Origin of the sequence: Aquirhabdus parva, assembly GCF_003351745.1 — a bacterium.
GTDB lineage: Bacteria > Pseudomonadota > Gammaproteobacteria > Pseudomonadales > Moraxellaceae > Aquirhabdus > Aquirhabdus parva.
This window is the reverse complement of the sequence record NZ_CP031222.1, coordinates 3113933-3137710: the sequence shown is the minus strand read 5'-3', so window position 1 is coordinate 3137710 and position 23778 is coordinate 3113933. Positions and strand designations below refer to the sequence as shown.

Annotated in this window: 34 protein-coding genes; 23 read left to right on the top strand and 11 right to left on the bottom strand. The window is 46.9% G+C overall.

The window, feature by feature from the left end:
• Positions 1-27: 27 nt before the first annotated feature.
• Positions 28-306 (bottom strand): hypothetical protein, encoded by a 279-nt coding sequence (locus HYN46_RS14220; RefSeq protein ID WP_114900000.1) that lies wholly within the window; start codon positions 304-306, stop codon positions 28-30.
• A gap of 378 nt (positions 307-684) precedes the next feature.
• Between HYN46_RS14220 and HYN46_RS14215 the strand changes: the two genes are divergently transcribed.
• Entirely contained in the window at positions 685-1533 is an 849-nt protein-coding gene (locus HYN46_RS14215; protein WP_114899999.1) for an alpha/beta fold hydrolase, read from the top strand.
• Between the two features lie 56 nt (positions 1534-1589).
• Here HYN46_RS14215 and HYN46_RS14210 read toward each other — a convergent pair whose 3' ends face one another.
• The 3 genes from HYN46_RS14210 to HYN46_RS14200 all read right to left on the bottom strand — a co-directional run bounded on the left by HYN46_RS14210 (position 1590) and on the right by HYN46_RS14200 (position 4079).
• Complete coding sequence (locus HYN46_RS14210; RefSeq protein WP_114899998.1) at positions 1590-1871, bottom strand: helix-turn-helix domain-containing protein; 282 nt, start codon at positions 1869-1871, stop codon at positions 1590-1592.
• Positions 1864-3171 (bottom strand): type II toxin-antitoxin system HipA family toxin, encoded by a 1308-nt coding sequence (locus HYN46_RS14205; protein ID WP_114899997.1) that lies wholly within the window; start codon positions 3169-3171, stop codon positions 1864-1866. The genes HYN46_RS14210 and HYN46_RS14205 overlap by 8 nt, the downstream gene beginning before the upstream one ends.
• A 329-nt stretch (positions 3172-3500) precedes the next feature.
• A complete protein-coding gene (locus tag HYN46_RS14200; RefSeq protein WP_114899996.1) occupies positions 3501-4079 on the bottom strand; it encodes a hypothetical protein in 579 nt (192 codons plus the stop codon).
• Positions 4080-4286: 207 nt separating this feature from the next.
• On the opposite strand from HYN46_RS14200, the gene HYN46_RS14195 reads away from it, so the two are divergent.
• Positions 4287-5279 carry a hypothetical protein gene (locus HYN46_RS14195; protein ID WP_114899995.1) on the top strand — a complete coding sequence of 331 codons (993 nt, stop codon included), beginning with the start codon at positions 4287-4289 and terminating at the stop codon, positions 5277-5279.
• Positions 5280-5681: 402 nt separating this feature from the next.
• A complete protein-coding gene (locus HYN46_RS14190) occupies positions 5682-6050 on the top strand; it encodes a hypothetical protein (RefSeq protein WP_114899994.1) in 369 nt (122 codons plus the stop codon).
• Positions 6051-6215: 165 nt separating this feature from the next.
• Here the strand turns inward: HYN46_RS14190 and HYN46_RS14185 are convergent, their stop codons facing one another.
• A complete protein-coding gene (locus HYN46_RS14185) occupies positions 6216-6917 on the bottom strand; it encodes a S24 family peptidase (protein ID WP_228254820.1) in 702 nt (233 codons plus the stop codon).
• A 137-nt stretch (positions 6918-7054) separates the two neighbouring features.
• On the opposite strand from HYN46_RS14185, the gene HYN46_RS17350 reads away from it, so the two are divergent.
• The 13 genes from HYN46_RS17350 to HYN46_RS14130 all read left to right on the top strand — a co-directional run bounded on the left by HYN46_RS17350 (position 7055) and on the right by HYN46_RS14130 (position 14823).
• Positions 7055-7228, top strand: coding sequence for a hypothetical protein (locus tag HYN46_RS17350; protein WP_162818222.1), 174 nt, complete (start codon positions 7055-7057; stop codon positions 7226-7228).
• Positions 7229-7760: 532 nt separating this feature from the next.
• Entirely contained in the window at positions 7761-7985 is a 225-nt protein-coding gene (locus HYN46_RS14180) for a hypothetical protein (protein ID WP_162818221.1), read from the top strand.
• Between the two features lie 147 nt (positions 7986-8132).
• Positions 8133-8315, top strand: a complete 183-nt coding sequence (locus tag HYN46_RS14175; protein ID WP_114899992.1) for a hypothetical protein — start codon at positions 8133-8135, stop codon at positions 8313-8315.
• The gene (locus tag HYN46_RS14170) at positions 8308-9429 is read left to right on the top strand and encodes a hypothetical protein (protein ID WP_114899991.1); all 1122 of its coding nucleotides are present in this window, start codon (positions 8308-8310) and stop codon (positions 9427-9429) included. Before HYN46_RS14175 ends, HYN46_RS14170 begins: the two co-directional genes overlap by 8 nt.
• Positions 9422-10051 (top strand): hypothetical protein, encoded by a 630-nt coding sequence (locus HYN46_RS14165; protein WP_114899990.1) that lies wholly within the window; start codon positions 9422-9424, stop codon positions 10049-10051. The genes HYN46_RS14170 and HYN46_RS14165 overlap by 8 nt, the downstream gene beginning before the upstream one ends.
• Positions 10048-10545 (top strand): VRR-NUC domain-containing protein, encoded by a 498-nt coding sequence (locus tag HYN46_RS14160; RefSeq protein WP_114899989.1) that lies wholly within the window; start codon positions 10048-10050, stop codon positions 10543-10545. Before HYN46_RS14165 ends, HYN46_RS14160 begins: the two co-directional genes overlap by 4 nt.
• The gene (locus HYN46_RS14155) at positions 10538-10885 is read left to right on the top strand and encodes a DUF968 domain-containing protein (RefSeq protein WP_114899988.1); all 348 of its coding nucleotides are present in this window, start codon (positions 10538-10540) and stop codon (positions 10883-10885) included. The genes HYN46_RS14160 and HYN46_RS14155 overlap by 8 nt, the downstream gene beginning before the upstream one ends.
• 45 nt (positions 10886-10930) lie before the next feature.
• Entirely contained in the window at positions 10931-11431 is a 501-nt protein-coding gene (locus HYN46_RS14150) for a hypothetical protein (protein ID WP_114899987.1), read from the top strand.
• Between the two features lie 188 nt (positions 11432-11619).
• A complete protein-coding gene (locus tag HYN46_RS14145; RefSeq protein ID WP_114899986.1) occupies positions 11620-13020 on the top strand; it encodes a glycosyl hydrolase family 28-related protein in 1401 nt (466 codons plus the stop codon).
• 196 nt (positions 13021-13216) lie between these two features.
• Positions 13217-13456, top strand: coding sequence for a hypothetical protein (locus tag HYN46_RS14140; RefSeq protein WP_114899985.1), 240 nt, complete (start codon positions 13217-13219; stop codon positions 13454-13456).
• Positions 13457-13499: 43 nt separating this feature from the next.
• Positions 13500-13694, top strand: coding sequence for a hypothetical protein (locus HYN46_RS17345; RefSeq protein WP_162818220.1), 195 nt, complete (start codon positions 13500-13502; stop codon positions 13692-13694).
• 311 nt (positions 13695-14005) lie between these two features.
• Positions 14006-14473 carry a hypothetical protein gene (locus HYN46_RS14135; protein ID WP_162818219.1) on the top strand — a complete coding sequence of 156 codons (468 nt, stop codon included), beginning with the start codon at positions 14006-14008 and terminating at the stop codon, positions 14471-14473.
• 143 nt (positions 14474-14616) lie between these two features.
• Entirely contained in the window at positions 14617-14823 is a 207-nt protein-coding gene (locus HYN46_RS14130) for a hypothetical protein (protein ID WP_114899983.1), read from the top strand.
• A 348-nt stretch (positions 14824-15171) separates the two neighbouring features.
• On the opposite strand, the gene HYN46_RS14125 is transcribed toward HYN46_RS14130, so the two are convergent.
• From HYN46_RS14125 to HYN46_RS14115, 4 genes are all read right to left on the bottom strand, one after another.
• Positions 15172-16044, bottom strand: a complete 873-nt coding sequence (locus HYN46_RS14125; RefSeq protein WP_114899982.1) for an AEC family transporter — start codon at positions 16042-16044, stop codon at positions 15172-15174.
• A 524-nt stretch (positions 16045-16568) separates the two neighbouring features.
• A complete protein-coding gene (locus HYN46_RS14120; RefSeq protein WP_114899981.1) occupies positions 16569-16838 on the bottom strand; it encodes a hypothetical protein in 270 nt (89 codons plus the stop codon).
• Between the two features lie 136 nt (positions 16839-16974).
• The gene (locus HYN46_RS17340) at positions 16975-17178 is read right to left on the bottom strand and encodes a hypothetical protein (RefSeq protein WP_162818218.1); all 204 of its coding nucleotides are present in this window, start codon (positions 17176-17178) and stop codon (positions 16975-16977) included.
• 279 nt (positions 17179-17457) lie between these two features.
• On the bottom strand, positions 17458-17658 hold the full coding sequence (locus HYN46_RS14115; protein WP_114899980.1) for a hypothetical protein: 201 nt from the start codon (positions 17656-17658) through the stop codon (positions 17458-17460).
• A gap of 478 nt (positions 17659-18136) precedes the next feature.
• Between HYN46_RS14115 and HYN46_RS14110 the strand changes: the two genes are divergently transcribed.
• The gene (locus HYN46_RS14110) at positions 18137-18382 is read left to right on the top strand and encodes a hypothetical protein (RefSeq protein ID WP_114899979.1); all 246 of its coding nucleotides are present in this window, start codon (positions 18137-18139) and stop codon (positions 18380-18382) included.
• Positions 18383-18431: 49 nt separating this feature from the next.
• On the opposite strand, the gene HYN46_RS17335 is transcribed toward HYN46_RS14110, so the two are convergent.
• Both HYN46_RS17335 and HYN46_RS14105 read right to left on the bottom strand, forming a co-directional pair.
• The gene (locus HYN46_RS17335; RefSeq protein ID WP_162818217.1) at positions 18432-18629 is read right to left on the bottom strand and encodes a hypothetical protein; all 198 of its coding nucleotides are present in this window, start codon (positions 18627-18629) and stop codon (positions 18432-18434) included.
• Between the two features lie 90 nt (positions 18630-18719).
• Positions 18720-18938, bottom strand: coding sequence for a hypothetical protein (locus HYN46_RS14105; RefSeq protein ID WP_114899978.1), 219 nt, complete (start codon positions 18936-18938; stop codon positions 18720-18722).
• Between the two features lie 275 nt (positions 18939-19213).
• Between HYN46_RS14105 and HYN46_RS14100 the strand changes: the two genes are divergently transcribed.
• From HYN46_RS14100 to HYN46_RS14080, 6 genes are all read left to right on the top strand, one after another.
• Entirely contained in the window at positions 19214-19738 is a 525-nt protein-coding gene (locus HYN46_RS14100) for a terminase small subunit-like protein (protein WP_114899977.1), read from the top strand.
• Complete coding sequence (locus tag HYN46_RS14095) at positions 19728-21329, top strand: terminase (protein ID WP_228254819.1); 1602 nt, start codon at positions 19728-19730, stop codon at positions 21327-21329. The genes HYN46_RS14100 and HYN46_RS14095 overlap by 11 nt, the downstream gene beginning before the upstream one ends.
• A 111-nt stretch (positions 21330-21440) precedes the next feature.
• Positions 21441-21908: a hypothetical protein gene (locus HYN46_RS14090; protein ID WP_114899976.1), complete on the top strand. Its 468-nt coding sequence runs from the start codon at positions 21441-21443 to the stop codon at positions 21906-21908.
• Positions 21909-21925: 17 nt separating this feature from the next.
• Positions 21926-22315 (top strand): VOC family protein, encoded by a 390-nt coding sequence (locus tag HYN46_RS14085; RefSeq protein ID WP_114899975.1) that lies wholly within the window; start codon positions 21926-21928, stop codon positions 22313-22315.
• A gap of 163 nt (positions 22316-22478) precedes the next feature.
• On the top strand, positions 22479-22694 hold the full coding sequence (locus HYN46_RS17330) for a hypothetical protein (protein WP_162818216.1): 216 nt from the start codon (positions 22479-22481) through the stop codon (positions 22692-22694).
• A 111-nt stretch (positions 22695-22805) separates the two neighbouring features.
• Complete coding sequence (locus HYN46_RS14080; protein ID WP_210009200.1) at positions 22806-23777, top strand: hypothetical protein; 972 nt, start codon at positions 22806-22808, stop codon at positions 23775-23777.
• The last annotated feature ends 1 nt before the right edge of the window (position 23778 follow it).

The window sequence follows — 23778 nt, the reverse complement described above, 5'->3', positions numbered from 1 at the left end:
TATCTCCTCATCGATAAAAAATGATGTTTACCAAGGTAGGTGCAGTAGGCTGTCAATCGCCCCACCAATTTTGTTGCCGGCAAAATCACCGACTTTGTCACCAACGGTCGTGCCGATGGTGGCACCTACACCTGCTCCTACGGCAGTGCCTAGAATGGGAATGATTGATCCGAAGACACCACCTGCGGTTCCGAGGGCTATCCCACCAATGGTTCCACCGATGAGTGATCCTGCGAAACCGCCGACCTCGGAGCCGAGATTGGCACCAGTGACTCTTTCAATTTCATACGTTGTCAGTTCTTGCATAACAATCTCCAAGGATTAAAAGAAGAAAAGCATTGAATGGATCATCGATAGATGAAGTACCACGAAATAGTTTCATGCAGATCAGGATGAGTACTCTGCATGAAATTACTGACCAAATGGTAAAATATCTATCAAGGTCGAAGTTACTTGAAGGATGTTTTTTTGAATGTTGTAGTTTTGTTAGAGGTTGAGAGGGATGATATGCGAATGTTTATAACAGGGTGCATTTGGTGAGGGTGAGCAATGGGTTTGAGTTGATTGAACGCTATGTTTACTGACTTCCTCTGGATCGGGAGTTATGCTTAACCCTTCCAGTGAAAAGTAATCATTAAGCCTACCTTTGATACCGCGGTATAAAACCATTTCTGAGAGACGTTTATGACCACGCTTTATTTTACAACGCCTGCGGGTAATCGATTGGCTTACTCTGCGTTTGGCCCAGTGGATGGACGACCGATCCTGTTTTTTCATGGCGGTGGTCAGACACGTCATGCATGGGGACGTGCTGGGGAGGTTGTGGGCGAGCTCGGGTGGCGAGCATGGGCGGTGGATTTACGTGGTCATGGGGATAGCGATTGGGTCGCAGGACACTATCAATCTGAGGACTTTACGGCTGATGCGCTCTCGATCATCAAAACATTGAAGCAAAAGCCGGTGATCGTCGGGGCATCTCTGGGTGGTCAAACGGCATTGCTGGCCAATGCGATTGAGGAGGTCTCTGCTGCGCTGGTGCTGGTGGATATTACACCGCGTGCTAATCCTGAAGGGATTAAGCGGATTTTAAATTTTATGACCGCGCATTTGGATGGCTTTGCGTCGCTGGATGAGGCAGGGGCAGCGGTGGCGGCTTATCAGCCGCATCGTAGTCAGCGTGCTAATAGTGATTCATTGACGAGGAATTTGCGCCGCCATGCGGATGGGCGCTGGTATTGGCATTGGGACCCCAACATGTTGCGCGGTGTGATTGAGCAGCGACAACTGCAAGGTCCGCATCATGATGAGGCGCATAGCGAGCGTCTGTATCAGGTGATTGAGCAATTGACGCAGCCGATTTTGCTGGTACGGGGGAGTGAGAGTGATGTGGTGAGTCGAGACAATCTCGATGAGTTTAAACGCCGTATCCCGCATGCCCGTGTGGTGGATGTGAGCGGTGCAGGTCACATGGTGGCTGGTGATCAGAATGATGTTTTTCTGGATGCGGTGTTAGGGTTTTTGAAGGAGGTTTGAGGGCGTAGTATGTATCACTATCGGTTGTTCTGGCATTATTTCTGATCCTGATGACATCATTCGATAAAGACGACACCCATCTTCATCCCAAAGCGCCCTAAGACACGATTTAGCGTGTCGAGGGTCGGATTATCAAAACCATCCTCAAGTTTTTGCAGGGTTTTTTCGCTGACTTTGCAGAACTTTGACATTTCTTTGAGTGTCAGGTGCAGTTCGCTACGGATATAAGTGACAATCTGAGCAATCGTCCAGTCTGGATTCGCTTTAATGACTTTGGTCAAATTAATCCGTTTTTCGTATTCCTGCTCTGGCGTTTGCGGTTTAAATCGCTTATCCATGTTGAAGTTCCTTAATTTGTCTACAGGTCTCTTGGATACGTGGTCTACAGTATTCTTGAATCCCGACGTCGATGTTCTCTATGTCGAGTTGTAACTCAAGTCTTTCCAACGTAGGCAGCCAATCGATCAGCACATTGCGCAAGTCAGAAGCGGGTATGTCCGTTTCTGCTTCGATTTGCGCAATGACCGAAGCCCATTTGGGAGCTCCGCCATCATCGCGCGCCCAGCGCGAGTCACGACTGATCCCGTCTGGGTGCAACCACATCGGTGCAAAATCAAAGAGGGGCGTCAGTGCGATGTGACCTTGCCAGCTTCTTGTGATGGCGGTATTTCGGCTATGGTTATCTCTATTGCCTAGAATCACGTTTGCGATATCACGTTTCAGATATTCGATTATTTCTGTGATCGGGTCTGTGCATGCCTTGGCGAGATTCCGACAAATTTCATTGTGGCTAATGAGGGCGCCGAATCCTGAATATCCGCAGAGTACGGCAATACTTTCTTGCGCATGTCGCTCTACTGTGCCATCTGTAACCGTTCGATCGAAACGGGGGATAAAGAGTGCATTGCCTTGTCGTTCAAGCATGCCAAAAACTCTCAGTCCTAAAAAGTGCGCTAAGCGCATGTAGGGTTCTTCAGCCATGAAGATCCGCTTCATGTTCTCGTTGTCACCCCTGAAGAACTTGACGAGCCAGTGTTTCTTCGCGGTGTGATCTGGCAGGACATGATCCAGATAAAACAGTCCATCGTCAGATTCCGTGAGTAACAATTTGGGCCAAGCGCCTTGTACGCCCGAAGACCCTGTGATGAATAGTCCATAGGGTGCCAAACTTTCCAGAAAACCCTCATGACGATTGATAATATCATCGCGGGTAAAGCCTTGAATGGGAAGGTGATCCTCACTGCTTTTTTCATTGAGCCATTGGAAGGCATCCAGAATTCTTAAGTGCCCTATGGGATTGCCAGCACCAGCGAGTAATAAAGGCCAGTCCCCTGTCATTTCGGCGCTGGTCCGAAGTTGTAGATACTTGAGCAACTCGTGACGCCCAAAACCCTGTGGCAAAAGATCGATTAAAAATGGCGGCCACTTTTGGAAGTGCATTGGTGCAATATCAACAGGAATACGGTATGAAAGCGCTGCCGCATCGCGACGTTCAAATTCATCGTAAGCATAATCCGATATATAGATGACGGTTGCAGGGGAGTTCACGCCGAGGATTTCAGGTTCTGCACACTCAATAACGGCGATATTCATCCACAGATTATTTTTAAATATTTGGACTGTACATTTTCGCTTCATAATGGAATTTTAATGCCAGAGTAATGAAATTAAATCATATAATTAAGTATAGTAATGCTTATATGTGTAAAAAACAATCAATATGCTCAATTCGTTGCATGAGTGCTAAATGGCGGCTCAGAAAAGAAGATGCATGTGATCGATATTAATTCATATTGGTATTATAGTACTAAACAATAGCTGTTTTTTGACTCAATTTAGTACTTAAGTGCTAAATTGTTCATTGTAGAAAAGCTGGCGGCGATTGGAGTGATGTTTTTCTGGAGGCGGTGTTGGGGTTTTTGAAGGAGGTTTGAGGGTCGGCGTGATCGAACTTTGAAATGCTTGAGTTACGATGAGTGCACGTGATTGAGGGCATGAGTCGAAGCAGTGTCAGACTGTGCTATAGAGTAAGTGACTGCTATGGCGTTATCTTCAGGTGTCAGGGCGACTAGCGTCTTATCTTTAAGCGTATATTTATAAGTGTTGTCTTGTACGGGCGCGCCATTAAAAAATAACTTTCCATGAGATGCGGTTAATGTACTGCCGTGTTCAACAGGTAAGGTTTGGCCTTGCGTGGTATGAATCTGACTCGATTGGCTAACGCTGACAATCGTCAGGTATTTGGCTGTAATTTTTGATTTTTCAGGGTCATCTAGAGCATGATCAGAGGTCAGAAGCAGATCGTTGCTAAAGTTGATTTGAGCATCCCCATCATATTCAAAAACGGTTCTTTTCTTGTTGTTTGTATCGGATATCGCATAAGTCTTAGAGCTTTTACCGATGACGACAACGCCATGTTTTGACGCTTTAATACTGGGATATAAGCTCGGGTTAAAACTTTGATTCCCAGAGCTCTCTAAGCCCGCTCCGTGTACTGTAAAGGAAGCTGTAGACAATAAAGCGACCATGATGAAAGCCAATTTCATAATGCACACTCCTAAGAAAATAATTGACTGTTTGGTCAATTTATGTGCTTCGAAATATCTGCTTTCTCTCTTGGCTTGGCAAATAATCAATTCTGCTGAGTTATAGAGGAATATTAATTTAAACGTGCTTGGCTGTTTAAGTTTAGAAAATACTTTATATTTGATTTATGCTCACTAAAAATTACTGGGCATGCAATGGAGCAATCTATGTTGCGGATGCATAAAATATCTTTGATCGTATTGCTGGCGACAGGGGCTCTTTTTCAAAAAGCGCTGGCTTGTATGCCGCCTCTGCCTCAATTTCATTATGAATATTCTGAAGAAACGCATCAAACCATAGCGACAGACGGGTTTCGGAAGCAAGAAGTCAATTTAGCGAAAGATTATAAAGAGATTGTACAGACTCAAGACATTTATTCAGTATTACGATTTGGGTCTGATGGAAACCACGCCTTTTTTTTTGAGAGACCGATTGTAGGGGCAGAAGATTATAAGACTTTAGAACCTATCCAAAATACGACTGAGGATGAAAGTGCGAGATATGGCTGGCGATACTATAAAGATCGACATTCTATTTATGTGGCTAAGGATGACGGTAAGGAGGTGATGCTCTATACGCTATCTTCCTACAAACCTGATCAATATCGTCTGGCGCAAGGCATTTTAGTGCTAAACAATAAAGCGTATTCCGAACAGCTAGAGTTACCCTTTAAAGGAAGTGATTTTCAAACGCAGCATATTGCACGCGATTTCTATTTAGTTTCGGACGGGCATTCCAGCTACGCCCCTAGTTATAGCTACGCGCCTACTTATTTAACGAGTCAACACATTGAGGGTGAAGAATGGAGTCGGGATATTGGCTGGAGTAAAATTGCCGATCTGCCTAAGCTTAAAATCATAGGTCACATTGTCCAAATTCATAATATTTGTGGCTATGAAGATTATTATTACGATGTGATTCATGAGATCGATGGTCAGGTTTTTATTAATAAAACTAAAACAGATATCCGTGCAGACCTTTCAAATCAGGACGAGCTTTTAAACGCATTAGAACCTTATCTTCTTCAACTTCATCTGGTCACAGAGGAGTTGGCAAATAAAAAAGGCATCATCTTTAAAACTGACTTACAGTATCCAAGTGGTTGGGTGTCTTATGGTTTAGTTTTAAAAAATCAATGGCATGGACTGAAGGCTTATTGATTCGGTAAGCGTGGGGTAGCAAGTGTAGGATGGGCTTTAACCCATCAACGGTATCAGACACGTGATTTCAATCAGGTGTCGTGAATGTATATTGAGCTTGTAGTAATGCGTTTGGGCTTATTGCGACCTAGCTTTGCTGTTATTGATGGGCTTTTTAAAAGGGTAAAGCGATGAAATAATACAGTTTTAGAGTTGAATACTGGTTGATGGGTTAAAACCCATCCTACGTTTACTCTGGGTGTGACATTGATTTCAGACAAGCACGATGCTTGTGTGTATTTCGAGTCGGCGCTGTATCAGAAGAATTGAATGCAAGGGTGCAATGCGCTAGGGTTTACACTTCCTATGCTTGATTGTATTCAAAGAATAGATGATTGATCATTTACAATGAGCCTTTTAAGAATGAAACGTATTTTAATATTTAGTTATTTGTTTATTTATGCAGGGGTTTATTTTTACGATGTACTTGGATTCTCCCCTCATGCATATCCGCAATCGATAACCGCTCTAGAGTCTAAAATACATGGTTGTGCTATATTTTTTATGATTTTATATGTTTTAAATATAGGGATAGATAGTCGAAAAAAATGGTTTGGGTATTTGGCATTAGTTGTCATATTAATTTTTGATATTTTTTCATGGTACTATGATTCTTTTTTAATACATAAATTTAATATTTTTATAATTTTTATTTCAACAATTTTTTCTTTAATTATTTACGCTCCTTCTTGGGTTATTTGTTTTAAGTTGATGAGTGTTAAAGGGGATTAGCTCTAAGGGCTAATATTTCTGGTTTTAAAAAAGTGCTATTAAATAAAATCAACAGTTCATCAAAGAGAGACTCAACGCGTTGATATTGCTCTAATCGGGTCATCTTAATGCCTTAATCACTTTGGCGTGAAGTAAGGTGCAATGACAGCCATTGCACTTAATCCCTCAAAACCTTCTCGGCAACGGATTCTGCACGTCAAACGCATAACCAAGAATCTTAAACTCCTGCTCAACGATTTCTTCCGCAGTTAGGCGCTCCTCAGGATACTCAGCGTCATTCTTACTCACCACCCGCACACCGCCCTTGGGCAAGTTGTACAAGTACTTAAACTTGAATACGCCGCCATGATCAATGGCATACACGCAGCCATCGACAATTCTGGTAAATCCTAAATCCACATAGACCGTCGCTTTGTCTTTGATATCTGGAAAGTTGGAGTTGCCTAAGGCGGTCATCGCTACGGCGTTCTCCGGTTCTACACCAGCGGCTTTTAAAGTCGTGAGACTTAAACGTAGCCGTCTTGTTTCTGAATTCAATGCTTCTCCCACTGCGCCTGATCCGCAGGCTAACAAAAAGTCCTTATAAAACGGAATGGCGACTTCGTCGTCGTCAATCGGTGTATCGCTGTCCCAGCTTTCTACTGGGATTTGCGTTTTGCTGGCTGAGTTGTTGCCGGTCAGCAACCAATCGGCGCTGACTTGCAGGAGACGACTTAGCGCAGTGAGGTTCTCACCGTTTGGGGTATTCAATCCCGATAACCATTTGGACACCGCGCCTTTGCCGACATGGGTTTCGCGGACGATATCGACTTGCTTGATGCCGAGCGTGGTCATGCGCTCTTTGATTCGATCAGAAATGGTTTGCACGAGGATTCTCCAGCGCGCGACAAGGGTTGCGCTAATAGTTTCCAAGAGTAAACGAATTAATTGACACTTAAAGAAACTTGTGGTTTACTAACGGAAACTAATGAGTTGACCAGTGGAAACTAAACCGGAGCCTGACGATGATCAAATTACATCACAATCCTGCCAAGCATGCATTGAGCCATGAGCTGGAAGCGTTGTTTCAACAACATATTGTCCAAGGTGGACGCACCCGTTCGTTTCGCCCAGGGGAGTCGGGTGGCAAGCTGAAGTTTGTGGTGGGTGATCCTAAGCGTCAGGGGATGCGAGTTTGACAGTTTCTTTTTAGGTTTCTGGTTTGGGCTTATTGCGACTGGTTGGTTTCCATAAAGGCTACGCACCAGACAAAAAAAAGCCCACGCCGGGGGAGCATGAGCTAAAAATCTTGTCTGTTTAGTTTGGGGACAAACAAGTAAGTGAGAATTACATCACGTTATGAATGGCTTTGCAAGTGAAAATGAACCAAATGGTCAAAATTTGTCACATCGGAAAAATAAAACATTCATAACGCTGCATTTGTTGATTTTAGGCGGATAGATGCGATGGGGAAATAAGGGGATGACTAAACGTCGCCCAATAAAATGCCCACGCTTTGGGACGTGGGCAAGTGTTCTGTATGCATGTGTTAGACAACAGGACGAGTGCATTTAAGCACATTGCCAAAATGGTGCAAGCATAAATGAACCAAGTGGTCGTTTTTGACAGACGAAAAAAAAGCCCAAGATTTGGGGTCGTTGGGCTAATTCTTGTCCCCATTAGGCGACAGGACAAGACCAGAGGATTAGAGCATAGCGATGTGGAGAGATTGTGGATGCGATTCGCAAGTTTAGTGAATCACTGCAAATTTTCAAAAAAATGCTCATGAACTGGGGGCATGAGCAAATTCCTGCACCGATGGTGGGGATGCCGGACAGTTCAAATGACAGCATGCGACTGTGGAGCAAAGATGAATACGGCATGGGAAGCCATGCCCCGGGCAATAAAAAACCCGAACGTTGCCGCCGGGTTCGAAAGTCAGTGGCTAGGCCATGACCAAGGGGTTCTGCAGACATGCTATGCAATGCAGAAAGGCGATTAAAGCATGAAAGGTATGGTGGATCAACTGCTTAAAGGCTTTGAAAATGACTATTTTCAATATCTTTTTGTAAAACATTCTGAGGTAAAGCGTGGAGAGGCGCGATGAGTATCGATCTGGATTTTGAGGTGGGTGATTGGGGCGATGACCAAGGGACTGCCCATGCGTTGTCGGCACTCGATAGTGTGCATATGACTGAGCTGTTGGATGAGTCATGGGATGACTATGAGGCATGGGATGAGGGGGTAATTGAGGCGATCGGCAGAGCGGAGGTGGATCATGGCTAGAGCGAGAAACATTAAACCGTCATTCTTTTTTAATGATGAGTTGATCGAGTTGTGTTTTGCAGCGCGCTTGTTGTTTATCGGCTTATGGACTTTAGCGGATCGCGAGGGTTATCTGGAAGATCGTCCGAAGAAGATCAAGATGTCGTTGTTTCCGGCCGATTCGATTGATATCGATGCGCTGTTGGATGATCTGACGGGGGCGGGTTTTTTGGAGCGTTATACGGCTGAGGGTGCGAAGTACATTCATATCTGTAAGTTCGACAAGCACCAGAATCCACATTATAAGGAGGCGCAGTCGGTAATTCCTAAACCGCCTCAAGCTGAGCAAACCTTGAGTTCTGGACAGCCCCAGACCAACCTGAGGCAAGCCCCGGGTTGGTCTGAGTCTAACCCTGCTGATTCTCTGATTCCTGATTCCTTTAACCTGATTCCTGATTCTCTGATTCCTGATCCCTTTAGCTGGATTCCTGATTCTTTGAATGATGATTGGACGGCACAGGCTGTGCCATCGGAGATACAGGATGATGCGTATGCTGAGAGTGATCAGGAGGTGTTTTTGATCGAGGGTCATGCGCAGGATTCATGGCTTGCATGCTCAAACGCTACAGGGGCAGGTACAGAGCGCTGCGGCATGCAAATCGCAGATGATCCAGTCCAAGTGAGCCAAGCCCATGCCAGTCATGTCGGTATTGATCAGCCCATAGCAACGCAAACGGCTACGCCAGTGGTGGTAGGTCATGCGTTAAACATTCCTTTTGAGACGTTTTGGGATTTGTATGACAAGAAGGTTCAGCCTAAAGCTTGCGTTAGGAAGTGGCAACGTCTGACAGATGCTGAGCGTGAACTGATCATGCAGCATGTGCGGCAGTACAAGCTGGCGCAGCCGGATAAGGCGTTTCGCAAGAATCCGGAAACTTACCTGAATCAAAAGGCATGGCTGGATGAGATCGTGGTGCGTCAAGCATCCCAACCTGCACGCAGGACGGCGCAGTCGGCTTGGGATCAATACTTTGCCGAGCAGTCGTCTGTGGCTTATGCGGGAACTAAGTCAGCCGCGCTGATCGATGTCACGCCGCAGCACTGGGATGGGATTGAGGGGATCCGCTATGTTTAAGCTTAGCTTGTCGCAATCCGCGCAAGGTCACGCAGCATCGTCGCATGCATCTGGTGCACAAGGGTTTACTGCGCTACAGGCTCGGGGTTTTATTGAGCGGCTTAAGTCGTTTTATGGTGCGGAGTTTAACCGCAAGTGGGCGGGTGTTCAGCCTGCGATGCTGGAAGAGACGATCTGTGCGTCGTTTCGCGCGGTGAGCCCTGAGCAGTTGGCACGGTGCTTTAAACGCATTAGCACGTCGAGCTGTGATTTCTGTCCATCGATTCCGACACTGTTGGCGTGGTGTTTTGAGGGGGAGTTCCTGAGTGATCTGGAAGCCTACCGCAGGGCGGGGGATGAGCGAATCACAGATCCTCTGGTATATGAGACGGTGCGGCGGATTGGCTTTTGGGATATGCGCCATAAAGCGGAGTCGCAAATGCGTCCGGTGTTTATGGAGGTGTATAAGGCGGTTAAGGGTGAGTATATGGGTGGTGCACGCTTTGCGATTCCCAAGGCCATCGCTGCGCCCAAGAGCATTTTTGAACCCGAAACTGCGGCGCAAAAAGCGGCACGGCAAGCGTGTGCGGCACAGGCGATTGCACAGATGCGTGGGCAGATGGGGAAGGAGTGCCGAGCATGAAACTGAGTGCCAGTGAGTCGCGTGCGGTACAGTTGGATGGCTTTAAACTGAAGTCTCCGCGTCCAGCCCGTGAGGACCATGAGCATCGCCTGGTGATGCAGTGGGCGCGGATGATGAACTGGGGCGATGGCAAGTTGTCTGATGTGATGCATCACAGTCCCAATGGCGGTAAACGTTCGCCGCGCGAGGGGGCGAAGTTTAAGGAGATGGGCACACAGGCAGGCTTTCCGGATTTTCAGATCTATGTGCCGCGGCAGGGTTTTCATGGTTTGTTTATCGAGCTAAAAGCACGTCAGGGAGTGGTATCGCCTTTGCAGAAGATTGTGCTGGCGCGTCTCGCTGCAAACGGTTATCAGACCGCCGTGTGCTATGGCTTTGATGAGGCCAAACGGGTGATCAGTGACTATATGGGGCTGTATTGCGGGTCAGTGTATTCACGTGAGCATGAAGAAAAATTGAAGCATAAAAATGGCTTAGGGGGGGGGAATGAATAGTCGTGTAGAAAAAGTCGATCCAGATTTTGAGTATTTTCGGTCAACGATGCATTTGACCCTCATACGGTCATTGCCGTGCTGCATCTGCGGAGCCGGTGGGGTTGCACCAGCCCATTCCAGAAATCCGGCACATGGGCACCGTAAAGATGCACTCGCCAGTGACGAGTTCACCATACCACTGTGCGGCAAGGTGCATCTGGAATATGACCCGACGGGCTATCGCGCAGCTTCGGAGGCTTGGTTTATCAAGAAGGTGAAAGAGACGGCGGAGCTTTTGCGTGCGCGGCATATGCTCTTGGCGATGGTGGAGCTGCTGCTGATTGAGCGAGGGGTGCTGTGAGGGTTGTGTTTATCGATTGGGCATTGGGATGAGGAGTGAGAAACGATGAGTGTCATTGAGATCATGAGTAAGTTGAATGCCAAGACGCAGAACTATCGTCCGTCGATGGGGGGTAAGGCGGATATCGATTGGGAAGATGTCTGCGGTGCGCTGGCAAGGTTATCCCCTGTGGCACAGGACTTGGCGTTTCTGCTGCACAACCCGCGTGCCGGACGAGAGAAACCGCGCATGGTGGCGCTGCTGGCTCAGCAAACACGGCATGAGGTGGAAAAGTCGGGATTGAAGTGCCGCAAGATTGATTTGCAGGCGCTGTGTGAAGGGATCGCCAGCATTGCGCTGTATCAGGTGTTGTATCCCAACGTGTGTCTGACCCGTGCCGATCGCATGAAAGCCGGCGGCATCACAATGTGTGAGTCGGGCTATCGCGCGCGCTGGGAGCCATTTGAGACGCGGCTTACGGATTATTTGCTCGCGGTACAGGCGGAGATTGAGTCGTCGATGATTGATTATCTGCGGAAGACGAAAAGGGAGTTGATTGTGGCGTGAGACACGGTCGCATGGACGACATGCGGACTCAGTGTCTTTGCACGTGTTGTGAAGCAGTGGTTCAAACGTATGGACGTGATCGCCCATACGCTTGTTGTGTGAGTACAGGCTGAGATTTGACATCGTTTAGACAACGGGTCTGACGGTGTGCAGTTTGTTTTTATTAACCCAGCAAGAGGAATGAAGTCATGGCTATTATTAATGTGAAAAATGCACCTTACAATGCAGTGGGCGATGGTGTTGCGGATGATACGACCGCTATTCAAAACGCGATCAGTGCTGTTAGTGCAGGTGGCGCGGTGTATATTCCATCGGGGAATTATAAGATTTCTGCGGTGCTGAATGTTACGGGACAAGGGGTTACGATTTATGGTGATAACCAATACAAAACCCTGATTCTGCAAACTGTTGCGAATGTCGGTATATTCAATAACACGGGTTTGTTTAACGCTATTCAAGATCTGGCGATGATTTATAGCGGTGTTACGCCAACGACGGGTGCGATCGCGATCAATTCCAGTGGTGCAAACACCAATATCAAGTCCGTGATTATTCGCAATTGTGATATTGGGATCCGGTTCAGTAGCGGCTCTGCGCAGATGGCGACTGAATTCCAGATACTGAACTATGAGACCACGGGCTTACTGTTTGATTCGGTCAATGACATCTATTGTTCGCAGTTTGTTTTGAATGCGGGGGATCTGGTGCGTGGTCGATCTGGTGGGGTGAACCTTTATAATCAATGTGAAGCGATCAATCTCACCGATGGTGATGTTTTATTGGGTGTGTATTCATTGATTATGGATTCACCCAGTAATTCGATCGCTGCAAGACCTGCGTATTGTTCTTTTACCGCAGTGTACTTTGACTCGGCGGCGCAGGGATCGACCATCAATAATTCTGTAGAGTCCACGTTTGTTTCTTCATGGTTTAGCGGTGGTCGCACAGGCACGGGATTCGCAGGTTTAACGTTGAATACCACGGACTCGATTACGTTCAATGGCACGCGGTTTTTTAACAATGGTGCCAGTGGTTGTGTGGTTTCCAGCAATGCCAAACGGACTGTCTTTGGCACAGGCACGACTTTTGAAAGTAATAGTGTGACTGCCGGAAGTGGCAAGGCATTTGGACTAGATATTCAAGCAGGCAATACCGATACGACGGTGATTGGGTGTATCGCCCAAAATCGTTTATATAACGGTTTGCAGGCCTATGGTATTCGTGTCGGTGCATCTACTGATCGTATTGTGATTCAGAATAATAATCTGAATGGCAATATTAATGGTGGCATCCAGTATCTGAGTACGGGCGTGGAAAACTACATCAGCGGTAACGTGGGATTCCGGAGTCAGAACCAAGGCTTTCAGTATATTCCATCAGGCAGCAACAATATTACGGTGAATCATGGCCTGGCTGTCACACCAAATCCACAGGACATTTCGTTCAGTCGTACTGGCGCAGCCACTGGCGAGTCTTACTTCTGGCTGGACACCACTTCAGTGAACGCAACGTCATTTACCATGCATACCAATGTGAATGTGACGGCGAATTTGCCGTTTGTATGGCAAGTCCATAGTCTGGGCAGCTAAACCCTTTTGCTCGTGTCCTTTGAATAAAGAAAACCCACCCTAAACGGTGGGTTTTTTGTACCGTAGCCAGTACATAAGACACAAAAGATAATTTAATTAAATAATGAGCACTAGTTCACATTTATGGTGTAATATTTGCTTGACCAATTGGTAGGTTTTTTCTCTAAGGTTAAGCATTGAATCATCGGAGTGCGCTATGAGTCAGTTTATTTCGTTTGTATGCCCGAGCTGCCAAGCGGCACAGTTCAGTCGAATGTCGCTTCCGCTTAGCAGTCTTTATCTATCTGGCTCGATGTGTGATCACTGTGGGCAAATTATTTCGACCGAAACGAAATGTCAGCAAGTTGATGATCTCTCGTTTGCTCAAGATAGTCATCTGAACTCAATGCCTGACGTCGTAGAAGCTGCGATTTCCATCAAATCATTGATGCATTAGCTTTAACACGCGCTAGCTCGTTCACGTTAGTAAGGAGTTGATCATGCGTTCGCCTTATACGTTTCGTTGTGTGTATTGTGGTTTCCCCGTGCCGCATCCTTTAACCAGCCTGCAAAAGCAGGCGTATTTTGAGGATGCCGTGTGCAGTCAGTGCGGGAAAACGGTGACCGAGGCGCATAAAATCAGCCAGCTCAAAGTACAGGTGCTTGATTCGTTTTCGGTTTATATACAGCATTAGCATGGCGTTGAGATCTCCTTATAAATGTCCAAGTGAGAACTTGTGGAGGTATTGAACCATCGTTAAGTTATCCGAAAAAGATATTTCAAAAAAACGATGGCAATGTCCGACAATATACGGATGTGCAGAGTACAGTTTAGTGTTATCTTAGTTTCATACAGAGATTGCTCTAACCGCTTTCTCAGTTTCGCCCAGATCTCCAAAACGTCTGGGCTTTTTTATGCCTTTTTTTTGATCGATATCGAGCGGTCGCTATCTGCGCTGCAAAGCTTTTGCTACTATAGGTTGATTGCCTGATTGTGGTGGATATCATGCCGTATTGTAAGGGGTTTTACGGGATTCTGTTGGCTGTGGCCTTGAGTGGTTGTGTGACTACTTATGTACAGCCGGGCAGTGATCAGCCGCGTGCAAAAATCAATGTGGTCAATGCGGGCTATCCCACCACGGTGCAGATCCACGGTGAGACGCAAAAGTGTAAGGGCAGCAATCTGGCCTTGTCTTTAGATCGAGATAGCCGTGGTGAGTTTTATCTCCCTGCAGGTACCGAAACCGCCTTGTCGTTGATGGTCTCAGGCATGTCGGGAAATATGATGAGTTTTAACTGCCATTCGGTGTTTAGCTTTACCCCCAAAGCTAATCATGTCTATAAATTAAAAGCCCTCTCCAACACCAAGCGCTGTGGTTATGAGATTCAGGATCTGAGCGGTGAACCTGTTGCTGCCAAGCGGCGTATCCCTAATGATGCATGGATTCCGGATATGGCGGGCTGGTGTAAATAGGGACTCTTGATTATTGTGTGATACAGTTCGCATTGGCTACAAATTAGTCAATTTTTTGACTACTCGGTCTCTTTTTTGTATTGGAAATTGTTTGACAATTTGTTAGTCTCGTGGCTCCTATCACAAATGGAGTCGTGATTAAAATGGAAAGAAAATGGGCCAGAAAAGCAGCTGATCCAAAACAAGGTAAAGAAATAGAAATCTATTTTGGAGTAGAGAGTTGGGAGCGTAAAGACGCACGTGCACGTAACCTGATCTATGATCAAAATGGGATCACCATGTTGGAAGTAGATAAGAATGTCTTTGAGTATGCCGATCCCAGTGTCGGACGATTTATGCTCATGGAGTGATGCAGTATTGGATGTGCGTGGTTCTGTGGTAGTTATGAGGTAGAGGTAATCAACAACAATATAATGGTGGTCCACCTTGTGATGACACAAGGGGTGTTTTGACCTGACTGATGAGATTGATTTCGTGTGATGAACGAGAAAGATTGAAGCGGGACAGGATTACTTTACGGCAATGCTGGTCTTTGCGGACGGTGTTGGATGATACGCAGAATATCCGTAGAGTTTTTATACAGAATTAGGTAAACAAAAAAAGCCCTGTGCACTGATCATGCATGGGGCTTTTTTTATTGGGGATTACAGGCTGAGAGATTCTTCGACCGTGGTCTATAACATGGGCTTAAAGCGTCATTAAATGAGCGACAAGAGTAGCGGCAAACCGATAAACACCAACAGCGTCGATACCAGAATCATGCCGGCGATATCGCGGCTGGGGCCTTGGTAATGCTGTGCGATCAGATGGCTGAGTACGGCAACGGGCATGGCGGATTGAATGATCAGTGCGGAAGCCGCCAGTGGCGGTAAACCCAAACCATGTGCCACCAGCAAGCCTATGCCTAGACCGCCGCCAACGCGCACCAGCGACAGGATCAACACGCGTCCCAAACCTTCCAATCGAATTTCTGCCAGTGAGGCACCGAGCATTAGGAGCATCAGCGGTGGTGCCATGGCACCCAGTTGATGGGTGACGGTCTGCAGGCTGTCTGGTAGGGCGGTGTGAGTAGCCAACATGCCCAGCGCAACCAGGATTGCCCAGATGGTCGGGCTGGTGAGGATATTGCGTAGTGAGCCATGCCCCGAGAGTAGCCAGACCCCGAGCGTGTAGTGACCTATCTGGACAAGTGCTGAGAAGGCAACGGCGTAGAGCAAGCCCTCTTGTCCCAGTGCAAACAGTGCGATGGGGATACCGAGGTTTGCGGTATTGGGGAGCATCAGAGACGGGAGATATTTGCGGATCGGCAGTTGCATTAGGCGCAGTGCCAGCATGCCGACCAAGGCAAAGCCGAAGAGCGCCAGTGCGCCCGCCAGAAACGTATGTCCGAGCACCGCCAAGGTGAGTCCCGGACGATTGAGCGATGACAGCAACAAACAAGGAATGCCGAGGTTCGACACCAGACTGCTTAAGGTCGCGGTGTGCATGGGGAGCTTGAGCTTAACCCACAGCAGTCCCAGACCTGAGCAGACGAAGATGGGTAGAATGATGGTACTAAAATCGGCGTACATGATTGTGGGGTGGGAGCCTCGTCTTAAGCCCAGCAGTTGGTCAATGAAAAAGGAGAGTGCGTGGTGACGACTGTAGCACGGTTTGATATACGGCTTAAATGTGGATTGACTGCTGCACGGCTGTTGCTTCAGCCGCAATTTTTAAAATTGATGGTATCGATTTAAATGTATTTTTTTTGGTCCGAGGGCTTGACGTTAATAGCAAGGATGTGCTATGTTTTAACCATACTGGTCGAAGTGTAAATAAAAGCCAGTTGTTTTGTTCTATACCGTGAAATAGCTCGATAAAGCGCTGATCACTCCAGAATTTAAGGTCGCACACAGCGCTTACTCAAAGAAGATTTCGTACACGGATGCGGCGCTAAAAATGCAACCAAAGAAAATTTCGTAAAGCCCATATCCCGCAAAAGGAGATGGGCTTTTTTTAGGACTGCAAAGAATGCAGGCGATGATGAATACCCTGAAGACTGTATTTTCAGGTGCGTAGCTTTATCATAAAAGCCGGCTGCAAAATGTGGGTTGGATTACAAGTTGGCTTGTAGCCAATCCGCAGAAAACTTGGGTAGACCAACACATGACCAATCTCCAGCCAGTTGCACCACAAACAATTTGTCTTGTTTGCAGATATGAGGACGCAGGCAGGCGGTGATTTCTTCAGCGGATAGGTCGCTGTGCGCAATCCAAGTCGAGTGCAAAAATGGCCAGCTATTGGTGTCTAAACCACTGATCGCACCACAAATATCGGTATAGTTATTACGATTCGTCAGATCGTAAGCAATCAGAAACTCGTTCATCCTAAAACTCCTTGTGCAAGCACGGTCCAGCAAGTGGAATTAAAAGAGTACACTTTTTGAGCAGTGATTCAACCCTCGTCATGTGTGGATGTATGTCCAGATATTTCGAGGGCGCTGGCGGGACATTATGGGTTCTTCAACAGAGCCAGAGTTGGCGACGACGTTGTTGTTGGCTGTAGAGATGGGCATCAAGCTGCGCCTGGCGAGTCTCTTTGGCAATGACTTGCCCACAATTGGTGCAGATTGCTGCTGAAATGGTACGTGCGGTATAGGGGCTAATAGGGATTTCGGGTTGGGGTTCGTGACAGCTCAAACATATGAAATTAAATGAATTATTCATTTTCCACCCTGATTTCATCAAAAGTTTAGATTTATTTTTGCCGATTTTGCCTCTGTTATGGGTATGGGTGAGGTTAATCGGTCTTTATGAATGCGAAAATAATGCCAAATGCATTTGAGCGCAAGTAGGCGGCATGGACTGTCATAAACAGTTCATACAAGCGCGCTATCCTGCACGGATAAAAGGGACGGTTAGACACACTGTGGATGTGAACCCGTAACGTCAGAACCCATATCATTCGATGTGGGTTTTTTTATTGCTGGCTATTGGCGCCTCACTTTAAAACTGGCGTTTTTTCAGTTTGAGGAAATCGACCTTTTCGTCATGAAAGAAAGTATGGGCGCTCAGGTAATCATCAAGTTGGGTCTGTTTGGTGAGTGTGGAAATCACTTGACCACAATGTGCGCAGATTGATGAGGACAGGTCTTTGATCTTGGTCGGGTCGATAAAGGTTTCAGGCTGCATGGACTGACAGCTCATGCAGATAAATCCAAAGAAGTTCTCCACATTGTCCTCCCGGTGACGCCTTAATATGGGGCGTCCTCAATTTATGATGAGTCAGTTGTCGTTATAAATCCGTTTTGAGATCGCATATCTTGGTATTGTACTTATCGGTGTCTTTGCATGTTAATCAGCGCATTGGGTGTGACCGAAAAACATGCGAAAACGGTGCCATAGGCGCTCAAATTTTAAGCCCATTGACCCGTCTAAAGCCGCATTTTGGGAGATGAAACCACCCTGTTTGATCGGTATTCTAAAGCGAGCTGGGATTAAAGGCATTGGCTAAAATATATCATCTATGATGAACAAAAGGTCAATCTTTGTCCATTTTGTCTGTGGTGATTAATAGAAGTGCCAACGGTCTGACGTTTCTTGATTTGCGGTGGCATTGTGATATGCTCAAGTCCAGTGACAGGAGTCACATTTTCTTCAATGGAATGTAGCAGTTAACTTAAAAATGAAGTTTAAACTTGAACAACAAAGAATCTGTGCTATCGATCAGAATCATCAGCATATTGAGATTCACCGCGAACGCTTTGTGTTCTTTAGCGCGGACGATGAAAGTCGCCCACCTGTGATTGTTGGTGCGTGGATTGCATTTAAAGCGGATCAACGGCTAGTGCACGATGGTCGGGATTATGTGACGGTGGATCGCAGGCAGCGCTACACGCCGCACGAGTCATGTACATTGACCCTGATCTAAAATAGAAGCCCATATGAGATGGGCTTTTTGCTGGGCGTGTAAGTGGCGCTTATGCACTACGAGATAACGCCCTGAAAGATGATTGGATATGATCCTTCAACTGCGCGCGTTTGGTTGATGTCGGAATCACTTGGCCACAGTGGACACACACCGAACCGGATAGATAGTAGTCAACGACTGGATCAATCGCGGTGGCGGGTTGGGTGTGTTGACAGCTTCTGCATTCAAAATTGATATAGTAGGTCATTTTAATACTCCCCCACTGTGGGATCTCATTAAAAAAGAATAGTTACTCAAAATGGAAGTATTGGCGTAAGGGCTTGAAATACTTGCGGGATTAGACGGTTCGTCCGATGGGTTGCATGGGTTTATTCACCACCATTTCAGTGAGAGCCCAAGATTTAAGCTGATTGAGTTTGTCCGCTTCAGTAATCAGGTGACCGCATTCTGAACACGTGACATCCTCAAAATAAGCACTTTTTTCAAAGTAGTTTTTGGGCTGTGGGATCGGGTTAGCACAGTGCGGACATTTTAAAGAAATACGTAAGCTCATCATTATCTTGTTCCTCAACAATAAATCACGTACTCAATATAGTCCTGTTTTATGTTCATTTGATGGACAGCGTATGAAAGCGCAGTGACGTCTTGTATGCTTAATTTTATTACTGCTGAATTAAGTAGTTATCTTGAGCGAATTGTTAGGATTGGGCATTGTTCATGTTTTAAATCGGTTAATTTACGTAAGGATTGTCAAAACTCAGGTCAACTTGACCGCGACATTCAACACATCACCGCCCACGCTTCGTGGGCTTTTTTATGGGAGCTTTTTCAGTGAGCACAACGGTAAAAGCGCCCTATCTGGTTGAGCAGGTTACGGCATTGGGCCGTCCATCGGATTACAGCCTTGAGATTTGCGAGGCGATCTGTGCGCGTTTGATCGAGGGTGAGTCCTTGCGGACGATCTGCCGTAGAGACGATATGCCAGCGATCTCCACCGTGATGAATTGGTTGCGTCAGCATCAAGCCTTTGCCGAACTCTACGCCCGCGCACGGGAGTTGCAGGCCGATGCGATGTTTGAGCAACTCCTGGATATCGCCGATGACGGCACGAATGACTATGGCGTGAATGAAGACGGAGAGAGCAATGGCAAACTCGACCGTGATCACATCACCCGTTCGCGGCTGCGCATAGATACGCGTAAGTGGATCCTCGCGCGCATGAATCCCAAGAAATATGGCGATGCGGTCAGTATGCGTCATTCTGGCGATGCGCAAAATCCGGTGGGCTTACTGGTGACCCAGTTGCAAGGCTCATCCATTCCTGTCGTTGCAGAGGCAATGTCTGATGACGATTGAGATTCCGCGCAGAGCAGACGGCGGCGTGGACTTTGACTATCGACCACAGAATCTACAGGAGATGCAGATTTGTCTGCAGGATGCGCTGTGGCGGGTGTGTTCCGGTGCGCTATATCAGATCATGGTCAAGGGTGATCAGGACGAAGAAGCGCTGATCCAAGCCTTCCGTCCCAATCGTACCCAGCAGCGCCTGATCAAGCGCCTGTGGTATCGCAATCTGATCTTAAAGGCACGTCAGCTCGGCTTTACCACACTGATCTGCATTCTATGGCTGGACCATGCCTTGTTTAATGCCAATGTGCGCTGCGGCATCATCGCGCAGGATCGCGAAGCGGTGGAGAAAATCTTTCGCGATAAGATCAAGTTTGCTTATGACCATCTGCCAGAGATGCTGCGTACCGCCTTGCCTTTGGCACGGAATAACGCCACCGAACTGCTGTTTGCCCACAACAACAGCTCCATCAAAGTCGCGACGTCGATGCGCTCCGGCACGATCCATCGCTTGCTGGTGTCAGAGTTTGGCAAGATTTGTCATATGTCGCCGATCAAGGCTCACGAGGTGGTTACAGGCTCGCTGCCCGCAGTGCCGAAAAACGGCATTGTGGTGATTGAATCGACTGCTGAAGGGCAGGACGGTGAGTTTTATCACCTGACGCAAGCTGCCAAAAAGATCCATGAACTAGGGCGCAAGACTGCGCAAAAGGAGTATCGCTTGCACTTCGCGCCGTGGTTTGATGAGCCCAACTATCGGGTCAATCCTGATATGGTGGTGATCAGTGCCCGTGATCAGCAGTACTTTGAAAATCTTGAAGCGACTCATGGTATTACACTCGATGCCAGTCAACGCGCCTGGTATGTTTCCGAGCGCGACGTGACCTTTAGCGGCAATCCGCAAAAGATGTGGCAGGAGTATCCGTCTTTTGTCGATGAGGCTTTTCAAGTGAGTCGTGAGGGCTGTTATTACGCGGAGCAGATGACTTTGGTGCGTAAACAAGGACGCATCACCACGGTCAAGTATACGCAGGGTGTACCTGTGAATACCTTCTGGGATATCGGCAATAGCGACGGTACAGGCATCTGGCTGCATCAGCGCGTGGGCTTGCAGGATCGCTTTATCGGTTATCTGGAAGGCTGGGGCGAACCCTATGCTTACTTTGTAAAAGCCCTACAAACAACGGGTTATCTATGGGGTAAGCATTACCTGCCGCATGATGCGGGGCATGAGCGTCAGGGCGCGGTAGCGAATGTCAGCCCGCTGAAAATGCTCAGTGATCTGGGATTAACCCATCTGGTGGTGGTCAATCGGGTGTTGGATTTGCAACAGGGCATTCAGATCACCCGGGATTGTCTGGTGGGCGATGTCTGGTTTGATGCAGAAGGTTGTAAGGAGGGGATTGCTCATCTGGATGGCTATACCAAGTCATGGAGCAAACATCGCGGCACGTGGTCCGATGAGCCCCTCAAAAACATCCACACCGAGGGTGCGGATAGCTTTCGTCAGTTTCCGCAGGCACTGGCGCAGGGGTTGATGAATGTCAAAATTAAACCAAAAGGAATAAAGAGAGGCCGCTCGGGAGGCTGGATGAGCTAATTGTCGGCGAACTGTTGGATATTGGCATGCCGTATGCAGTACACTTTGAGAGTCGATGGGTCAGTACACTTCGAATGTGTACGGACGGCGAAGGTGTAGGGAGGCATGGTAATGCGCACTATTTTTTTTCTGGTTGTAGCCCTGACGGGATCAACGCTTGCGCTCGCAGAGTCTGCGGGTCTCTATTCGCACATGCATACGGTGTTTGATGTACTGCCGCATGAGAAAATCCTTAAGACCGAAATCAGCCGCTGCGAAGAGCAAGCGGAGAACATGGGCGAAGATCAGGCGCGTGTTGAGAAGTCGTGTAAGCCTGCTTTTGAAAGTTCTTTTGCTGAGATGGTCCGTTTGAACAATAAGCGCATCACGCCGAATGACTCATGGAGCTTGTGCTTGAATGAGGCTAAAGACGGCGACAGCTATGATTACACCGTGGCGGTCAAGTGCATGCGCGTGGTCAATGAGCTGTGCCCAGTCGATCAGGACTTTAACTACATCGATGCCAAAAAATGCTTCACCACCATGAACAATCACTACTGGGTCAATGATCCCAAGATTGATGAGCCGATACAGCCTTAGCGTTCAAAGGATTTGCAATGAAATTCGGCTATACCATCGTTTATGTCAGTTCCGTACCTGACACGTTAAATTTCTATAAAGACGCCTTTGGTTTTGAAACGCGCTTTCTGCATGAGTCGAATCAATACGGCGAGCTTGAGACGGGCGCAACCGCGCTTGCCTTTGCCACCCATGAAATGGGTGATCTGAACCTGCATGGTCACTACATCAAAACTGATCCGCAAGCAGCGCCCTTAGGTGTGGAACTGGCTTTTGTGGCGGAGGATGTTGAAGTGGCGTATCAAAAAGCTCTTGCAGCAGGTGCGACCGATGTCAAAGCCCCTGAGCAGAAACCGTGGGGACAGGTTGTGGCCTATGTGCGGGATCTGGATGGCGTGCTGGTGGAGCTGTGTTCAGCGATGGGATGATGATGTACGATTTTTAAAAGCCACCGCGAGGGTGGCTTTTTTTGTTTTGGGGGATGCCTTCAAATAGCGAGATAATGGACTGTTTGGTGAGTTGGATCAGCTTAGTTTAGACTCAGGTGAAAGGAAAAACCATTGGCACGCACTTTGCTAAAAAGCAGGTGCCATGTATTCAACAAGGACGCTCCCCGTGATCACTAAAATCATTCAATTGCTTGCCCTGTGTATCGGGTTCTTCATTACGGTATCCCTGATCCTTTATTGCTCATCTGACTTGCGACGCGGGGTCGAATTTGGCTCGGGCTTTGTGCTGATGGTCGGGCTATTAACCTTGGTGCTGTCGCCGTTATTTTGGATGTATGTGGAGGGAAGGGGGGAGTGATATAAATATTGAAATTTCAGTAGTCAAATAAAATTAATATTTAATTTTTATGAGAAAACATGAATCGAAAGCTTTCCTAGAACTATAATCAAGATAATTAAATAAGAAGTAATGGTTGTTTCCGTCATGCTTGGGTTACAAGTTGCGTTAAATCGAATAAATTCATGTTTTGACGAGTATGGGGATTGTTACTTAGATAAGGGCCATTATGGTCCAGGCTTTATAGCCGCGTTAACAGCCGTATTATTTGAACGGCGAGTAGATGAGCGATCCTTTGATACTCATTCTGAGGTAATGAGTTACTTACGAACTTTGGGGTTACACAGAGTTTTATGGGGAAATGATGTAGGCGCTTTTCAGCGAGTGAATGAAGGGCGAAACTATTCCCCAATAACAGCATTGCATAATGCTGAGCAAGTGGATAACGCAACAACAACTATTAATAATTGTATTCGGAACTTTGTTCGAAATCGCCAATCTCAAGGAATAAGTGAATTAACTAAAGTCGTTGGTGAGTTGCACGATAATGTTTGGTCGCATGGCAAATCAACAGGATTTTCAATGGCTCAAAAATGGGCTGTTACAGGAACGAATCGTGGAGATTATTATCTAGAGTTTGCATTAGCTGATCGCGGTTTTGGTTTTTTGGAAGAGATGAAAAGATCTCGAAAGAATTATGCATCCACGGATCAAGAGGCCATTGAGTGGTGCATAGTAGAGGGTCATTCAACAAAACATGCAGATGATGAAGACGAGTGGTTTCAGAGATTGCCAGAGGATTTTACAGGCGTAAGTCCAATGGGTCGTGTTGGCGTTGTGACATCTGAAAATCATCATCAAGGTTTGGGCTTGGCAAATTTAGTAAGCCTTGTTCAGAGATACGATGGCGTATTACACATAGCCTCAGGTAATTCTTTATTTACGATGCGGAATAATACGAAAGAGTTTAGCGCTGTAAAAACTCCATGGAAAGGGGTTACTATTTCTTGCAGATTTAAAGAGTCTTCCTTATTGCGTCAAATAGAAAAAGATGTTATTGATGCGGAGACAGCTGCTATAATGTCGCGGCTAAGAGGTGGCTAAA

Bases quoted from the DNA above. Each gene is read 5' to 3' on its own strand.
- HYN46_RS14220 (WP_114900000.1), bottom strand. From the start codon at position 306: ATGCAAGAACTGACAACGTATGAAATTGAAAGAGTCACTGGTGCCAAT.
- HYN46_RS14215 (WP_114899999.1), top strand. From the start codon at position 685: ATGACCACGCTTTATTTTACAACGCCTGCGGGTAATCGATTGGCTTAC.
- HYN46_RS14210 (WP_114899998.1), bottom strand. From the start codon at position 1,871: ATGGATAAGCGATTTAAACCGCAAACGCCAGAGCAGGAATACGAAAAA.
- HYN46_RS14205 (WP_114899997.1), bottom strand. From the start codon at position 3,171: ATGAAGCGAAAATGTACAGTCCAAATATTTAAAAATAATCTGTGGATG.
- HYN46_RS14200 (WP_114899996.1), bottom strand. From the start codon at position 4,079: ATGAAATTGGCTTTCATCATGGTCGCTTTATTGTCTACAGCTTCCTTT.
- HYN46_RS14195 (WP_114899995.1), top strand. From the start codon at position 4,287: ATGTTGCGGATGCATAAAATATCTTTGATCGTATTGCTGGCGACAGGG.
- HYN46_RS14190 (WP_114899994.1), top strand. From the start codon at position 5,682: ATGAAACGTATTTTAATATTTAGTTATTTGTTTATTTATGCAGGGGTT.
- HYN46_RS17350 (WP_162818222.1), top strand. From the start codon at position 7,055: ATGATCAAATTACATCACAATCCTGCCAAGCATGCATTGAGCCATGAG.
- HYN46_RS14175 (WP_114899992.1), top strand. From the start codon at position 8,133: ATGAGTATCGATCTGGATTTTGAGGTGGGTGATTGGGGCGATGACCAA.
- HYN46_RS14170 (WP_114899991.1), top strand. From the start codon at position 8,308: ATGGCTAGAGCGAGAAACATTAAACCGTCATTCTTTTTTAATGATGAG.
- HYN46_RS14165 (WP_114899990.1), top strand. From the start codon at position 9,422: ATGTTTAAGCTTAGCTTGTCGCAATCCGCGCAAGGTCACGCAGCATCG.
- HYN46_RS14160 (WP_114899989.1), top strand. From the start codon at position 10,048: ATGAAACTGAGTGCCAGTGAGTCGCGTGCGGTACAGTTGGATGGCTTT.
- HYN46_RS14155 (WP_114899988.1), top strand. From the start codon at position 10,538: ATGAATAGTCGTGTAGAAAAAGTCGATCCAGATTTTGAGTATTTTCGG.
- HYN46_RS14150 (WP_114899987.1), top strand. From the start codon at position 10,931: ATGAGTGTCATTGAGATCATGAGTAAGTTGAATGCCAAGACGCAGAAC.
- HYN46_RS14145 (WP_114899986.1), top strand. From the start codon at position 11,620: ATGGCTATTATTAATGTGAAAAATGCACCTTACAATGCAGTGGGCGAT.
- HYN46_RS14140 (WP_114899985.1), top strand. From the start codon at position 13,217: ATGAGTCAGTTTATTTCGTTTGTATGCCCGAGCTGCCAAGCGGCACAG.
- HYN46_RS17345 (WP_162818220.1), top strand. From the start codon at position 13,500: ATGCGTTCGCCTTATACGTTTCGTTGTGTGTATTGTGGTTTCCCCGTG.
- HYN46_RS14135 (WP_162818219.1), top strand. From the start codon at position 14,006: ATGCCGTATTGTAAGGGGTTTTACGGGATTCTGTTGGCTGTGGCCTTG.
- HYN46_RS14130 (WP_114899983.1), top strand. From the start codon at position 14,617: ATGGAAAGAAAATGGGCCAGAAAAGCAGCTGATCCAAAACAAGGTAAA.
- HYN46_RS14125 (WP_114899982.1), bottom strand. From the start codon at position 16,044: ATGTACGCCGATTTTAGTACCATCATTCTACCCATCTTCGTCTGCTCA.
- HYN46_RS14120 (WP_114899981.1), bottom strand. From the start codon at position 16,838: ATGAACGAGTTTCTGATTGCTTACGATCTGACGAATCGTAATAACTAT.
- HYN46_RS17340 (WP_162818218.1), bottom strand. From the start codon at position 17,178: ATGAATAATTCATTTAATTTCATATGTTTGAGCTGTCACGAACCCCAA.
- HYN46_RS14115 (WP_114899980.1), bottom strand. From the start codon at position 17,658: ATGAGCTGTCAGTCCATGCAGCCTGAAACCTTTATCGACCCGACCAAG.
- HYN46_RS14110 (WP_114899979.1), top strand. From the start codon at position 18,137: ATGAAGTTTAAACTTGAACAACAAAGAATCTGTGCTATCGATCAGAAT.
- HYN46_RS17335 (WP_162818217.1), bottom strand. From the start codon at position 18,629: ATGACCTACTATATCAATTTTGAATGCAGAAGCTGTCAACACACCCAA.
- HYN46_RS14105 (WP_114899978.1), bottom strand. From the start codon at position 18,938: ATGATGAGCTTACGTATTTCTTTAAAATGTCCGCACTGTGCTAACCCG.
- HYN46_RS14095 (WP_228254819.1), top strand. From the start codon at position 19,728: ATGACGATTGAGATTCCGCGCAGAGCAGACGGCGGCGTGGACTTTGAC.
- HYN46_RS14090 (WP_114899976.1), top strand. From the start codon at position 21,441: ATGCGCACTATTTTTTTTCTGGTTGTAGCCCTGACGGGATCAACGCTT.
- HYN46_RS14085 (WP_114899975.1), top strand. From the start codon at position 21,926: ATGAAATTCGGCTATACCATCGTTTATGTCAGTTCCGTACCTGACACG.
- HYN46_RS17330 (WP_162818216.1), top strand. From the start codon at position 22,479: ATGTATTCAACAAGGACGCTCCCCGTGATCACTAAAATCATTCAATTG.
- HYN46_RS14080 (WP_210009200.1), top strand. From the start codon at position 22,806: ATGGTTGTTTCCGTCATGCTTGGGTTACAAGTTGCGTTAAATCGAATA.